This window comes from Neisseria sp. P0014.S009 (assembly GCF_051958155.1).
GTDB lineage: Bacteria > Pseudomonadota > Gammaproteobacteria > Burkholderiales > Neisseriaceae > Neisseria > Neisseria flavescens_C.
Genome location: NZ_JBQCVS010000003.1, coordinates 143,921 through 158,032 on the forward strand (window position 1 = coordinate 143,921; position 14,112 = coordinate 158,032).

Genomic DNA, 14,112 nt, shown 5'->3' on the forward strand with positions numbered 1-14,112 from the left:
ATGTGCTTTCTTGTAGGCCGTCTGAATGTTCAGACGGCCTTATCGGTTTTAGTTGATGGAATAGCCGCGCAGGTATTGCGTACGTTCGCGGGTCATGCGGGTCTCACACTGCAGGCGCAGGTATTCTGCTTGTGCGGCGTTGTCTGCGGACGCGGCTGCTTGTTGGCAGTTGAGTTTTTTGCTTTGAATCCAGGCGCGTTGTTCGCCGAGGATTTGTTGCTTGACATCGCTGTCTAAGCCGCCCCAGAGGTCGTTGATCTCGCCGTCTGCTTGACGGTTTTGCGCGCGCGCGTTGTCGAGTTCGCTTTGGCTGAGGCCGGGCGGCTCGTTGCGCGGAGTTTCACGGTCAGGGTGCAGGACTTCGTAGTCTGAATCGTCGTCATCATCGGTCAAACCGACGGCTTGGCTGGCGGCGTTGTTTTCAAGGATGTCTTGCGGATTGACAGTCGGCGGCTCTTCTGTATTTTGGTTTTGCAGCAGCTTGATGGCCTGCTCTTTGGATACAGGTTTGCCGTCTATCATGACGATGCTTTTCACGCCGTAGGGCAGCAGGGTGGCGGAAAGGGTTTGGGCCGTGGTGCTCAGGGTGTTGTCTTCGAGAACTGGTTTGCCGTCTTTATCGGGGGTGTAGAGCAGGGTGGTGCTGAACGTGTTGTTTTCAAAAGTCAGGTTGCTGCCCATCAGTTTTTGTTCGAGCATGTCGGACAACGGGGTATTGCCGTAAATCAGCGGGCTGTTGTCTATGGCCGTCTTGAGGATGGTGTCGGGAATGCGGATTTTGAGGTTGGCACGGCAGATGGCTTTGCCGTCGTCTTCGGTTTCTTTGGGGTCTTCAAGCAGGGTTTCTAATTCGAGGCCGGCGGCGATGATTTTGTCAGCATCGACGAATTGGCGGTTGTCGTTGCGGGCAAAGGAGCGCGCTTGTTGTTTGAGGGTGTCTTCGATGGTGGTACGGATGTTTTGCAGTGTGGCCGGTTGGGCGCAATCAAGCGCGGCTTTCGGCTCTTCTTTGCTGCATGCGGCAAGAAGAATCGTGCTTAAAATCAATACGGAAGCGGTTTTTTTGTACATGGGTACTCCTGAAGGTGACGGCCTTTCAGACGGCCTGACGTACCTATCATAACAAAAGCACTTGCAGCAAGTAAATGCGGCAAGTGCTTTTCTATGTCAGACGTATCAGCCTTTGATGACGCTGATGAAGCCGGAGAGGATGGCGGCGTTGAGCAAGTCAACGAAGAACGCACCGACCATAGGCACAATCAAGAAGGCTTTGTGAGACGGGCCGAAAGTTTGGGTAATGGACTGCATGTTGGCAACGGCAGTCGGGGTAGCACCCAAACCGAAACCGCAGTGACCGGCCGCCAATACGGCAGAGTCATAATCGCGACCCATGAAGACGTAGGTAACGAAAGTGGCGTACAGAATCATAACGACGGTTTGTACGGCCAAGATGATGGTTACAGGGCCTGCCAGACCGGTCAATTCCCACAGTTTCAGGTTCAGAAGAGCCATAGACAGGAAGAGGGACAGGGAGGCGTTACCGAATACGTCGATGGCACGGTCAAACATATTGACTTTGAAGGCGGCAGTCAGGACGTTGCGGATGACCACGCCTGCAAACAGACACCATACGAATTTAGGCAGGTCGAAGAAGGCTTTGTCGTAGCTGTCCACGATTTCGGCAAATGCCAAACAGCCGGCAAACATAGCCAGGGTTTCGACAGCAGACTCGGCAGTAATCAGGCGGGTGCGCTGTGCTTGTTCGAAGATGTCGTCGGCAGCATCATTGTCGTCGGATTTGGCAGTTTTGACGACAGGTTTACGGCCCATTTTGTTGATCAGACGGCGTGCAACAGGACCACCGATCAAACCGCCGAATACCAGGCCGAATGTTGCAGAAGCCATACCCAAGCCGGTTGCGCCGGTCAGGCCGAATTTGCTTTCAAAGTCAGGACCCCATGCACCGGCTGTACCGTGACCGCCGGTCAGGGTAATCGAACCGGTAATCAGGCCAATCAGCGGATCCAAGCCCAATGCGCTCGCCAAGCCGACACCGACGAAGTTTTGGACGATGATGAATGCACCCACTACGGCGGTAAAGATAACCAAAGGCAAGCCGCCCGCTTTCAAACGGGAGAAGTCGGCACTCAAACCAATGGATGTAAAGAAGATAAGCATGAACGCATCTTGCAGCGGTTTTTCAAATTTGAAGCTGACGCCGTATGCTTCGTGCAGGGCGAACAGGACGATAGCGGCAATCAAACCGCCGGCGACCGGCTCGGGAATATTGAAGTCTCTTAAGAATTTGATTTTTTGAACCAGAAATTTACCAACCAGCAACACGAGCGTGGCGGCAATCAGTGTGTAATAACTGTTGAATTCCCATTCCATGTTGTTTCACCTCCTAGAAATGTTTTTCCGAGCATCCGTTTTTGTTCCGGATGTAGTGTGTTTCAACGCTTGGCGTTATCCGCCGAGTGTCATGGTATTGATGCGCGGACAAGGTGTTTTCAGAAAGAAATGAAAACAATGACGTGTCCGTGAAAAATAACTGGCAAATATTAGGGGAATAGTTAAAGTTTGTCAAAAAATGCGAGTGTAAATCTTTTCAGACGGCCTTTTGTCCGATGGCACGGTGCGCTTCGCGTCGCCATTGTTCTAATAGGGATGTTAATGATTCGGCCGAAGTGTGGCCGTTGCTGATGGCGGCCTGCAGCCAGTAGCAGGCGGTCGGAACATGGCAGCTTACACCTTGCCCGTGATAGTAAAAACAGGCGAGGTGGTATTGGGCGGAAGGGTGGTTTTGTTCGGCAGCGATGGCGTACCAGTGGGCGGCTGCCCGAGGGTCTTGCGTCGTGCCGAGGCCGTAATGGTAGATGCGGCCTAAGGCTGCCGCCGCGTTTTTATGGTGGAATTCGGCAGCTTCCATGTAATTCTTGCGCGCGGCATTGTAGTCGGTGGGACGGCCGATGGCGTGGGCTTGTGCTTCCGCCAAACGGTAGATGGTTTCGGTTTGTTGCTGTTGCAGGGCGGCTGTTTTGATTTGTTCGTATTGTTGCGGATGGTACAGCGCGGCGTCGCTGATGAGTTTTTGTGCCGCGGCGGCAGAACCCAGCGCGGCGGCACGGTGGTAGTAATCGTGCGCGATATGGTTGTCGGCTTTGATGCCAAGGCCGTAGCGGTAGAGGTCGCCCATGATTTTCAGGGCTTCGGGATGGTTTTTCTCGGCGGCGGCTTTGGCGTAGCGTGCCGCTTGGAACGGGTCTCGTTCAGAAAGTTCGCCGGTTAGGGCATATTGGGCCAGCTTGGCCTGTGCTTCCGCTTGCTCCTTATCGGCGGCACGACGATACCATTCTAAGGCTTCGGGTTTACGTTGGGCGGCAAGAAGGTCGGCCAGCAGGGTTTGTGCGGCGATGTGGCCGGCTTGCGCGGCTTGTTCGAAGTATTGTTCGGCTTGTACGTGGTTTGGGCTGACACCTGTACCGTAGAAATAGATTTGACCGAGTTGCCAGCAGGCGGCAGTCACGCCGAGCGCGGCCGCTTTTTCGTATTGTTCGATGGCTGTTGCAACGTCGCCTTGTCGTTGATGATGGCGTGCCAGATGGTAATATGCAGGCGCGGCATATCGGGCAGCGGCAAGCTCCGCCCAGTAGAGCGATTGTGGATCGTTGCGCTGCGCGTGGTAACACATGAGGATTAATTGGGCTTCAGGGTGTCCCTGCTCACCCAGCCAGGCATATTCGTTGAGGAGCTGTCCGGTCGGGGTGCCGTTGTGTTCGCGTTGTTGCAGCAGGGTGAAGAGTGCCTTGGGATGGCGTTGGGCCGCGGCGGCTTCCAACCATGGAAGTGCCTGCTCCGGATGACCGTTTTGCAGCAGATGGTCGCCCAATACGAAAGCAGCTTCCGTATATCCCTGCTCTGCGGCCTGTTGCAACAGGGGCAGGGCTTGGGCGGTATTGGATTGTTCCAAAAGGGCGGCGGCTTGCCGGTAGAGGATATCAGGAGCGGCGGTCATGGTTTGCGGGCGGATATAAAGTGGAAGACGGATGCTGCGGCATATGGGCGGCGATACCGGTTGAGGGCTTTGTAAAAATTTTGCTCGGCATAGCTTTGTAGCGTGTATTGCCTTACTGGCTTATCTTTAGGATGTTTGGCTTGTTATATTGTTTTGCCTGGGGATACATCCATATTTTGTGCGTTACAAAGGGCTCAGGTTGAGTCGGTATGCGCTTATGACAGCTCGGTCATTATACTGTTTTTGTAATTTATTGTTAATGATAAATGTAGGTTTTTGTGTTTTATTTACATGGCAGTAGCTAAGGTATTGATTGCTTCAGGCCGTCTGAAATGTTTTCAGACGGCCTGAACTTTTCTTTCGCTAAATCAGGTTGCTGGTGTAGAAGAGTCGTAGGTTTTTTTGTTGGGGAAAAAGACCTGACTGTAGAAGTTGCCGTTAATTTGGGTTACGTTGAGGTGGTACATACGGTAGGCATGGAACAAGTCGCTGTCAGGTGGTGTCGGATGATTCCAAAATTTTGCTAAGGCATTTTGGTCAGTAATGCCGGGAATGTCGTAATGGGCACGACCGAGGACTTTGACAGGCATGTTGTGGATCAATCCGGACAGGCCGCTGGTGCTGTTGATGGTAACCATGCCGAGGCCGTGGCGTAGGAAAGCGGGCAGGGGGACATCATGGATGTAAGTCACGCGGCCTTTGAGTTCGGGGTGTTCTTTGATAAAGCGTTTAATGTCGCGCCAGTAGTCGATAAAACCGCGATCCATCGGATGATGTTTGATGATGATGTTGGTATCGGCAGGCGCGTGCGCGGCGAATGAGCTCAAAACATGGAGCAGGAAGCTGCGGACGCTGGGAAAGTAGCAATGGATACGGACTTGGCTGTCGTTGAATACCTGCAGGGGAACAATAAAAAACTTGCCGTATTTGCCTGCTTCCACACGTTTGGCGATTTGGATGTCTTCAATATAGTAGTTCAAACGCTTGAGGATGGAGAGCGACCACAGTTTGAGGTAATGGCCGGCATTAGGCGCGCGGTGGTGGATGTAGTCGGGGTATTTGCGTGGATTGCGGAACAATTCGATATAGTAACGGATGGCGTTTTTTGCCATGGGCGTAAACCCGCCGCGTACCGGCGTTGGTGCTTCATATTCTTGCTGGGCAAGCTTAGGGAATTGTTCAAGAAAAAGTCGGCACGGCGCGGTAACGGAGAAAATGCGTTGACGCCGTCTTTTTCTAATGTGATGTAGTAGGGGCGGAAATAGCCTTCTTCAAATGCCCAGAAACTGGCTTGGTTTTCGTTTGCAATGCGTTTTGCAATGACGTGATAAGGGCGTGTGTCGCCAAAGCAGACAACGGCCTGGATGTGATGTTGAACGATGTATTCTTGCAAAAATTCAGGAAAGGCATTGTAGTCGTCGTTAAAAACAACGGTATGAGCTTGAGTGGGCAGATAAAAATAGTCGTCGCCTGCATTAAAGTTGAATTTATGTACAGTTTTGCCGTTTTCAGTCAGCCAGTCGGCAAGGCGCAGAAAAAAATCGCCGACAGGGCCTTGAAGCAGCAGGATATTTTCTGCGCTTTCAAGCAGGTTTTACAGGTTGTTTTTGAGGACGGTCTGTTTCATGTCGCAATGTGGTTTTGTTTTTTATGTAATAGTTTTAGGTTGAACTTTCAAGTATACGCCAAGAGAATTAACGATGCAAAGGCAATGATGCCTCAATAGAGGTAAGTTTATGATATATCGTTAATTTAGATGGTGTTTATTTGAAAGATCGATATAGTTGTTTGATTTTACCTAATTTTTTAGTAAAGTACCCGCGATGTAATCCGTTGTTGTTTTTTTGCATATTTTTTTGACGTATCAGGATTTGGGCTGCGGTTTCCGCATTGATGGCCTGATGGGTTTCGGGGTGGATGTAGTCGGGGTAGTGGATGAGCGTGCCGGCAATCAGCTGCCAAAGCTCAAGCCTGCGGCTGCGGCGTGGAATGGGCAGCAGATCTTGGGTAAGCCCCCAGCCTGCATAGAGAAAGGCAGGCCATAGCAGCTGACTTTTTTGCCGCGCAACAAGGCTTCAAAACCAGTCAGCGAAGTCATGGTGTGAACTTCGTCTGCGTATTGGAGACAGGTCAGGATGTCGGCTTGTTCGACGGTTTGGTCGGCATATCGTGCCGTATCTTCAGGGGAAATATGGCCGATGCGGTTACCGCTGACTACATCTGGATGCGGTTTGTAGATGATATAGGCATCGGGATTGCGTTCGCGTACGGTACGGAGCAGATCCAGATTGCGATAGATTTGGGGCGAACCGTAGCGGATAGACGCATCATCTTCAACCTGGCCGGGAACGAGGATTACGGTTTTGTTGGTTGACGGGACCGTGAAGTCTGAGCTGCCGACGTTGTATTTACTGATGTGGTTTTCGGTCAGCATTTTTTGCAGCTTTAAGGCCGTCTGAAAGTCCTGGTCGTCGAAGTTTTGGTTTTGGAGGATGTGTTCAAGACGTGACGGGGTTTCGGCATTGAAATAAATGCCCATATCGTCGGTAACGAGCGACAGCGGTGGCACTAAATTAGAACCGAGTCCGACCGAGCGGATAAAGCCGTCTTCCATGCGCAGCAGGGGGATATTATGTTGTTCGGCAAAACGGACGATGGCCTCTTTGCCGTTGCCCCAAGCTAGGATGCGTGCATCGTCGGACAGTTTGACCCCTGCCAGTTTTTGGGTGGAGGAGATAAATTTCAGACGGCATGAGGGTACGTTAAAGAACGGTTTGGCAACCGCGCGTTTCCACAAAGACATGCCGACGCAATACAACTCTCCACGCAATTTGTCGTTTTTGCGTTTGACCGTTGCCAGATAGTCGATAACATCAAAGAGGCTGCCTGCTTCGCCGGTATTGGGGTTGAGGTAGCGGCTGTATTGCAGATAGGCTGCTGCGAAGAGTTGCAGCAAGTTGCGGCGGGCGCGGCGTTGGGTTTGAACAAGGCTGCCGATTTGTGGGTGGCGGTCGTCGCTTACGCCCCAGCCGGCATACCACGGCAGGCCGAAGGTGGTCAGTGGTTTGCCGCACAAAAGCGCCTCAAAACCCATTTGCGAGGTAACGCAATAAACTTTATCGACGTTTTGCAACAAAGAAATCGGATTGATGTCTTCTGCCAAAAGATGGGCGCGGTGTTGCTGCGCCAGTTGGGTCAGATAGCCTTGTTTTTTGCCGCACAAAACATCGGGATGGGTTTTTACCCAGATATCGGCTTGCGGGTTTTCATTTAAGGCCGTCTGAAACATCAGTTCAAACGTAGAGGCGTCTGCGCCGCCATATTGGATGGCCATATCGCCGAAGGTTTGGTCGATGATGAGGACGGTTTCGGGTTTGGATGGGGAGTGTAAAGGATGATCGTCTGAAAGCTCGGGCGCGTGATTGTATTTGGACAGGTGGTGTTGCAGGATGAAATCCATCGCCTGTTGCGCCTGAGCCAAGGTTTCAGACGGCATGGTATCGGCGGCGAGAATCAGTTGTTCCAAACGCGAAGGACGTGTGGTGTCGTAGTAGATGCCGATGTCGTCATAGACGATGGAATAGGGCGGATAACCGGCGACACCCAGTCCGAGCGAGCGTAAAAAACCGTCTTCCAACGCAATAAAGGGAAGCTGGTGTTCGACGGCGAAAGCACGCGCTTTGTGTGTCGTCGGGCGCAAACCCCAGCCGACCACAGCCTCTGCTCCTTTTCCGTCTTTGCAGATTTGAAACTCAGGCAATAGGGTGGAGAGATGGGGAATTTTGCGGATGCCGCGAGAGGGAATGTAGGCGTTTTTCACAATGCGTTTTCGTCGATTATTGTTATTAATGGATTGTAGGCCGTCTGAAAAGAGGAGCATTCTTTCAGACGGCCTGAATTATTTTTTAAAACGTTACGGCTTCGGCCAGTACTTTGCCGGCCAAGTCTTTAGGCGACAGGTTCGGCTCGCCTTGCAACGGCCAGTCGATGCCGACGGTCGGATCATTCCAAATCAGCGAGTGTTCGGCTTTTGGGTTGTAATAGTCTGTGCATTTGTAGACGAACTCGGCTTCATCGCTCAGTACATAGAAGCCGTGCGCGAAACCTTCGGGTACCCACAGTTGGCGTTTGTTTTCTGCGGACAGAATTTCGCCTACCCATTTGCCGAAAGTAGGGGAGTCTTTACGCATATCGACGGCCACGTCGAATACTTCGCCGACAACCACGCGCACGAGTTTGCCTTGAGTGTTTTCAGTTTGATAGTGCAGGCCACGCAATACGCCTTTGCCGGATTTGGAGTGGTTTTCCTGCACGAAGGTGCGGTTGCAGACTTGGGTTTTGAACCACTCGTCGCGGAAAGTTTCCATAAAAAAGCCGCGCGCGTCGCCGAAGACTTTGGGTTCAAGCAGTTTTACGTCAGGAATGGCGGTATCAATGATGTTCATCGTTTTATCTTTCATCTAAAGGCCGTCTGAAAAGTTTCAGACGGCCTCAAACATTATTTTTTCAACAGGCGCAGCAAATATTGGCCGTATTGGTTTTTCGCCATCGGGCGCGCCAGTTCTTCCAGTTTTTCATCAGAAAGCCAACCGTTGCGCCAAGCGATTTCTTCCAGGCAGGCAATTTGCAGGTCTTGGATGTTTTGCACGGTTTGGACGAATGAAGCAGCTTCGTGCAGGCTCTCGTGGGTGCCGGTGTCCAGCCATGCGAAACCGCGTCCCAAAAGTTGTACCGACAATGAACCGTCTTCCAAATACATTTGGTTGAGGTCGGAAATTTCCAATTCGCCGCGGGCGGACGGTTTGATTTGTTTGGCGAACTCGACGACGCGTTGGTCGTAGAAGTACAAGCCGGTTACCGCCCAATCGGATTTGGGCTGTTGCGGTTTCTCTTCGATAGACAGGGCGTTGAAGTTTTCGTCAAATTCAACCACGCCGAAACGCTCGGGGTTTTTGACCTGATAACCGAATACGGTTGCGCCGTGGGTCTTGGCGGCGGCCTGTTTCAATGTTTGCGTAAACGATTGGCCGTAGAAAATATTGTCGCCTAAAACCAAGCAAACATTGTCGTTGCCGATAAATTCTTCGCCGATGATAAATGCCTGTGCCAAACCGTCCGGACTGGGTTGAACGGCATAGCTGATGGAAATGCCGAAATCGCTGCCGTCGCCGAGCAGGCGTTTGAAAGAGGCGTTGTCTTCGGGCGTGGTAATGACCAAAATATCGCGGATTCCTGCCAGCATCAATACGGACAGGGGATAGTAAATCATGGGCTTGTCGTACACGGGCAGCAGCTGTTTGGATACGCCGCGCGTGATGGGGTAGAGGCGTGTGCCGCTGCCGCCGGCAAGGATAATGCCTTTCATGGGTTTTCTCCTGAGTAATGTGTGTTTGCGTGATTTTCAGACGGCCTAATATGGGAAAAGGCCGTCTGAAAACTTATTTTCCGGTGCCTAAACGCTCTAAACGGTAGCTGCCGTTCAATACGTTTTGCCACCAGGTTTTGTTGTCCAAATACCATTGCACTGTTTTGCGGATGCCGGATTCGAACGTTTCCTGCGGTTTCCAGCCCAGCTCCCTGCCGATTTTGGCAGCGTCGATGGCATAGCGTACGTCATGGCCGGGGCGGTCTTGTACGAAAGTAATCAAATCTTCATAACGTGCCACGCCGGCCGGTTTTTCAGGAACAAGCTCTTCCAGCAGGGCACAGATGGTTTTGACGACTTCAATATTGGCTTTTTCATTGTGGCCGCCGATATTGTAGGTTTCGCCGACAACACCTTCGGTAACAACCTGATACAGTGCGCGCGCGTGGTCTTCGACAAACAGCCAGTCGCGGATTTGCATACCGTCGCCGTACACAGGCAGCGGTTTGCCGTCGAGCGCGTTCAGAATCATCAATGGAATGAGTTTTTCCGGGAAATGGTAGGGGCCGTAGTTGTTGGAGCAGTTGGTTACGATGGTCGGCAAACCGTATGTACGCAACCATGCGCGGACGAGGTGGTCGCTGGATGCTTTGGAGGCTGAGTAGGGGCTGGATGGCGCGTATGGCGTGGTCTCGGTAAACAAATCGTCCGTGCCGTGCAAGTCGCCATAGACTTCATCGGTGGAAATATGGTGGAAACGGAAGGCTTCGCGTTTTTCAGACGGCATTTGTTGCCAGTAGGCGCGGGCCGCTTCAAGTAGATTGAATGTACCGACGATATTGGTTTGGATAAACTCGCCTGCCGAATCGATAGAGCGGTCGACATGGCTTTCCGCAGCCAAGTGCATCACGGCATCCGGCTGGTGTTGTGCGAATACGCGGTCGAGTTCGGCGCGGTCGCAAATATCCACTTGCTCAAAAGCATAGCGAGGATTATTGGCTACCTCAGTCAAAGACTCCAAATTGCCGGCATAAGTCAGCTTATCGACATTGACGACAGAGTCTTGGGTGTTTTGGATAATATGACGGACAACGGCAGAACCGATAAAGCCCGCGCCGCCGGTAACAAGGATTTTCTTCATAAGTTTCAGAGGATAGTCAAAATAATATAAACAGATTATAGCAGACAGAAAGTATGTTTTTCAGATAAAGAGGCCGTCTGAAAACATCTCTTTCAGACGGCCTGTATCAGTTCAACTTAATCGTCGTAGCCATTTGGGTTGTTGCTGACCCAACGCCATGAATCTTCCATCATCTGCGCCAAATCGCGTTTGGTTTCCCAACCGGTTTGCGCTTTGGTATAGGCGGGATCGGCGTAGAAACAGGCCAAATCGCCATCGCGACGCGGTTTGATTTGGAACGGAATGGTCAAGCCAGAGGCTGCCTCAAAGGCACGGATGATTTCCAATACCGAATAAGCACGTCCTGAACCCAAATTAAACAGGTGTACACCCGAAACATCACTTTTCGCCTGCATCGCCGCCACATGGCCTTCCGCCAAATCCATTACATGGATATAGTCGCGCATACCCGTACCGTCTGGGGTAGGGTAATCATCGCCGAAAACCGACAATTGCGGCAGCTTGCCTGAAGCCACTTGGCAGATATAAGGCAGCAGATTGTTTGGAATACCGTTTGGCTGCTCGCCGATCAGACCGCTTTCATGCGCACCGATAGGATTGAAATAGCGCAACAAAATCACGTTCCAACGCGGATCAGCCTTTTGGATATCCGTCAAAATACGCTCCACCATAGACTTAGACGTGCCGTAAGGGCTGGTCGTATCCCCCGGTTGCATATCTTCCGTATAAGGTACTTTACCCGGATCGCCGTAAACCGTAGCCGATGAGCTGAACACAATCTTAAATACGCCGGCACGCGCCATTTCTTCAGCCAAAACCAAGCTGCCAGACACATTGTTGTCATAGTATTTCATTGGTTCGGCCACGCTTTCACCGACTGCCTTCAAGCCGGCAAAATGGATGACGGCATCAATATCGTGTTCTGCAAAGATTTGACGCAACACTTCACGATCACGGATATCCCCTTGGTAAAAAGGTACAGACTTGCCGGTAATCTTTTCCAAGCGCGGGAGGATGTTGGCAGAAGAATTGCACAAATTGTCCAAAATCACGGCATTAAAGCCTGATTTCAACAGGGAAACAACGGTATGGGAGCCGATAAAACCGGTACCGCCGGTAACAAGAATAGTCATTGGTTTTCCTTATACAGCATATGTTATCTTGTCTTGAATGAAGTGTATCAGTATTATCCTTTGTCTTCCCAAAAATTATCTTACGTTGTGCTGTCCTATCAATCGTTCAGATGGAATATGAAGGAATATATGAACATCACCCAAATCCTCTCTCAAGAACTCTCCGCCACTACCGCGCAAATCAATGCCGCCATTGAGCTTTTGGACGACGGCGCGACCGTCCCCTTTATCGCGCGTTACCGTAAAGAAGCCACAGGCGGGCTGGATGATACGCAGCTGCGTCAGCTTGCCGAGCGGCTGCAATACCTGCGCGAGTTGGAGGAGCGCAAAGCCGTTGTGTTAAAAAGCATTGAAGAACAAGGCAAACTTTCAGACGACCTCAGGGCGCAAATTGAAGCCGCCGACAACAAAACCGCGCTGGAAGACCTGTATCTGCCCTACAAGCCCAAACGCCGCACCAAAGCGCAAATCGCGCGCGAACACGGTTTGCAGCCGCTGGCGGACATGTTGCTTGCCGGGCAGCCGCAGGATGTGGAAGCCGCCGCGCAAGGCTACCTGAACGAAAACGTCCCCGACACCAAAGCCGCGCTGGACGGCGCGCGCGCGATTCTGATGGAGCAGTTTGCCGAAGATGCGGAACTCATTGGCACGCTGCGCGACAAGTTGTGGAATGAAGCTGAAATCCACGCGCAAGTCGTTGAAGGCAAAGAAACCGAAGGCGAAAAATTCAGCGATTATTTCGACCATCGTGAACCTATTCGTGCGATGCCCAGCCATCGTGCGCTAGCGGTTTTGCGTGGCCGCAACGAAGGCGTGTTGAACATCGCGCTCAAATACCAGCCCGACGATACGCCTATTACGCAGCAAAGCAAATACGAGCAACTCATCGCCCGCCGCTTCAAGGTTTCAGACGGCCACAAATGGCTGCGCGACACCGTGCGCCTGACTTGGCGCGCGAAAATCTTTTTGTCGTTGGAACTTGAAGCCTTAGGCCGTCTGAAAGAAGCCGCCGATACCGACGCGATTACCGTGTTCGCCCGCAATCTCAAAGACTTGCTGCTCGCCGCGCCTGCCGGACGGCTGACCACTTTGGGTCTCGACCCTGGCTACCGCAACGGCGTGAAATGCGCCGTAGTGGACGACACGGGCAAGCTGCTGGATACGGTCATCGTCTATTTGCATCAAGAAAACAATATGTTGGCAACGCTGTCGCGCCTGATTAAACAACACGGCGTGAAGCTCATCGCCATCGGCAACGGCACCGCCAGCCGCGAAACCGACAAAATCGCGGGCGAACTGGTGCGCGGAATGCCCGAAAACAGCCTGCACAAAATCGTCGTTTCCGAAGCCGGCGCATCGATTTATTCCGCGTCCGAACTGGCGGCACGCGAGTTCCCCGACTTGGACGTTTCCCTGCGCGGCGCGGTGTCCATTGCCCGCAGGCTGCAAGACCCGCTCGCCGAGTTGGTCAAAATCGACCCCAAATCCATCGGCGTGGGCCAGTATCAGCACGACGTAAACCAAAGCCAGCTCGCCAAATCGCTGGACGCAGTGGTTGAAGATTGCGTGAACGCCGTCGGCGTGGATGTGAACACCGCCTCCGCCCCGCTCTTGGCGCGGATTTCCGGTTTGAATCAAACCCTTGCCCAAAACATCGTCGCTTACCGCGATGAAAACGGCGCGTTTGACAGCCGCAAAAAATTGCTGAAAGTACCGCGTTTGGGCGAAAAAACCTTCGAGCAGGCAGCAGGCTTCTTGCGGATTAACGGCGGCAAAGAGCCGCTGGACGCGAGCGCCGTCCACCCCGAAGCCTATCCCGTCGTCGCCAAAATGCTGGCGCAACAAGGCATTAGCGCCGCCGAACTCATCGGCAACCGCGAGCGTGTGAAGCAAATTAAAGCGTCCGATTTCATCGACGAACGCTTCGGCCTGCCGACCATTTTGGACATCCTATCCGAACTGGAAAAACCCGGTCGCGACCCGCGCGGCGAGTTTCAGACGGCCTCCTTCGCCGAAAGTATCCACGAAATCAGCGACTTGCAAGTCGGCATGATACTCGAAGGTGTGGTCTCCAACGTCGCCAACTTCGGTGCGTTCGTGGACATCGGTGTCCATCAAGACGGTTTGGTGCACATCTCCGCCCTGTCCAATAAGTTCGTCCAAGACCCGCGCGAAGTCGTGAAAGCCGGCGATGTGGTAAAAGTGAAAGTGCTGGAAGTCGATGCCGCCAGAAAACGCATTGCGTTAACCATGCGTTTGGATGACGAACCGGGCAGTGCCGCCAAAAGCAACAGGCCGTCTGAAACCCGACATCAAGAACGCCGCGACCGCAGACCCCAACGCAACGACCGCGCCCCGACCAATTCGGCAATGGCAGATGCGTTTGCGAAGCTGAAGCGGTAAGGTAGAAAATCAATTAAAGGCCGTCTGAAAAATGATATTCAGACGGCCTTTATCG

9 protein-coding genes and 2 pseudogenes are annotated in these 14,112 nt (G+C 52.4%); 2 read left to right on the forward strand and 9 right to left on the reverse strand.

Going from position 1 to position 14,112, the window contains the following annotated elements; all coding sequences use genetic code 11:
• Positions 1-48 precede the first annotated feature (48 nt).
• The 4 genes and pseudogenes from ACTHS4_RS04060 to ACTHS4_RS04075 form a co-directional block, all read right to left on the reverse strand.
• Positions 49-1,071: a lysozyme inhibitor LprI family protein gene (locus tag ACTHS4_RS04060; protein ID WP_440365530.1), complete on the reverse strand. Its 1,023-nt coding sequence runs from the start codon at positions 1,069-1,071 to the stop codon at positions 49-51.
• A 105-nt stretch (positions 1,072-1,176) separates the two neighbouring features.
• A complete protein-coding gene (gene gltS, locus ACTHS4_RS04065) occupies positions 1,177-2,391 on the reverse strand; it encodes a sodium/glutamate symporter (protein WP_371460191.1) in 1,215 nt (404 codons plus the stop codon).
• Between the two features lie 217 nt (positions 2,392-2,608).
• Positions 2,609-4,015: an SEL1-like repeat protein gene (locus ACTHS4_RS04070; protein WP_440365531.1), complete on the reverse strand. Its 1,407-nt coding sequence runs from the start codon at positions 4,013-4,015 to the stop codon at positions 2,609-2,611.
• 368 nt (positions 4,016-4,383) lie between these two features.
• A pseudogene (locus ACTHS4_RS04075) lies at positions 4,384-5,408 on the reverse strand (capsular polysaccharide export protein, LipB/KpsS family).
• Between ACTHS4_RS04075 and ACTHS4_RS04080 the strand changes: the two are divergent.
• The gene (locus tag ACTHS4_RS04080; RefSeq protein ID WP_440365532.1) at positions 5,385-5,741 is read left to right on the forward strand and encodes a hypothetical protein; all 357 of its coding nucleotides are present in this window, start codon (positions 5,385-5,387) and stop codon (positions 5,739-5,741) included. The pseudogene ACTHS4_RS04075 and the gene ACTHS4_RS04080 sit on opposite strands and share 24 nt — an antisense overlap.
• 37 nt (positions 5,742-5,778) lie before the next feature.
• Here ACTHS4_RS04080 and ACTHS4_RS04085 read toward each other — a convergent pair.
• From ACTHS4_RS04085 to galE, 5 genes and pseudogenes are all read right to left on the reverse strand, one after another.
• Positions 5,779-7,895, reverse strand: a pseudogene (locus ACTHS4_RS04085) (capsular polysaccharide biosynthesis protein).
• Positions 7,896-7,920: 25 nt separating this feature from the next.
• Positions 7,921-8,460 (reverse strand): dTDP-4-dehydrorhamnose 3,5-epimerase, encoded by a 540-nt coding sequence (gene rfbC, locus ACTHS4_RS04090; RefSeq protein ID WP_371460211.1) that lies wholly within the window; start codon positions 8,458-8,460, stop codon positions 7,921-7,923.
• 53 nt (positions 8,461-8,513) lie between these two features.
• Entirely contained in the window at positions 8,514-9,380 is an 867-nt protein-coding gene (gene rfbA / locus ACTHS4_RS04095; RefSeq protein ID WP_070826778.1) for a glucose-1-phosphate thymidylyltransferase RfbA, read from the reverse strand.
• A gap of 73 nt (positions 9,381-9,453) precedes the next feature.
• Complete coding sequence (gene rffG, locus ACTHS4_RS04100; protein WP_070826780.1) at positions 9,454-10,521, reverse strand: dTDP-glucose 4,6-dehydratase; 1,068 nt, start codon at positions 10,519-10,521, stop codon at positions 9,454-9,456.
• 116 nt (positions 10,522-10,637) lie between these two features.
• Entirely contained in the window at positions 10,638-11,654 is a 1,017-nt protein-coding gene (galE, locus tag ACTHS4_RS04105; RefSeq protein WP_070826782.1) for a UDP-glucose 4-epimerase GalE, read from the reverse strand.
• A 129-nt stretch (positions 11,655-11,783) separates the two neighbouring features.
• Between galE and ACTHS4_RS04110 the strand changes: the two genes are divergently transcribed.
• Positions 11,784-14,057, forward strand: a complete 2,274-nt coding sequence (locus tag ACTHS4_RS04110; RefSeq protein ID WP_070826783.1) for a Tex family protein — start codon at positions 11,784-11,786, stop codon at positions 14,055-14,057.
• Positions 14,058-14,112: the final 55 nt, after the last annotated feature.

Coding starts and splice junctions, on each gene's coding strand:
- ACTHS4_RS04070 (WP_440365531.1), bottom strand. CDS start 4,015: ATGACCGCCGCTCCTGATATCCTCTACCGGCAAGCCGCCGCCCTTTTG.
- gltS (WP_371460191.1), bottom strand. CDS start 2,391: ATGGAATGGGAATTCAACAGTTATTACACACTGATTGCCGCCACGCTC.
- rfbA (WP_070826778.1), bottom strand. CDS start 9,380: ATGAAAGGCATTATCCTTGCCGGCGGCAGCGGCACACGCCTCTACCCC.
- ACTHS4_RS04060 (WP_440365530.1), bottom strand. CDS start 1,071: ATGTACAAAAAAACCGCTTCCGTATTGATTTTAAGCACGATTCTTCTT.
- rfbC (WP_371460211.1), bottom strand. CDS start 8,460: ATGAACATCATTGATACCGCCATTCCTGACGTAAAACTGCTTGAACCC.
- galE (WP_070826782.1), bottom strand. CDS start 11,654: ATGACTATTCTTGTTACCGGCGGTACCGGTTTTATCGGCTCCCATACC.
- rffG (WP_070826780.1), bottom strand. CDS start 10,521: ATGAAGAAAATCCTTGTTACCGGCGGCGCGGGCTTTATCGGTTCTGCC.
- ACTHS4_RS04080 (WP_440365532.1), top strand. CDS start 5,385: ATGTTGAACGATGTATTCTTGCAAAAATTCAGGAAAGGCATTGTAGTC.
- ACTHS4_RS04110 (WP_070826783.1), top strand. CDS start 11,784: ATGAACATCACCCAAATCCTCTCTCAAGAACTCTCCGCCACTACCGCG.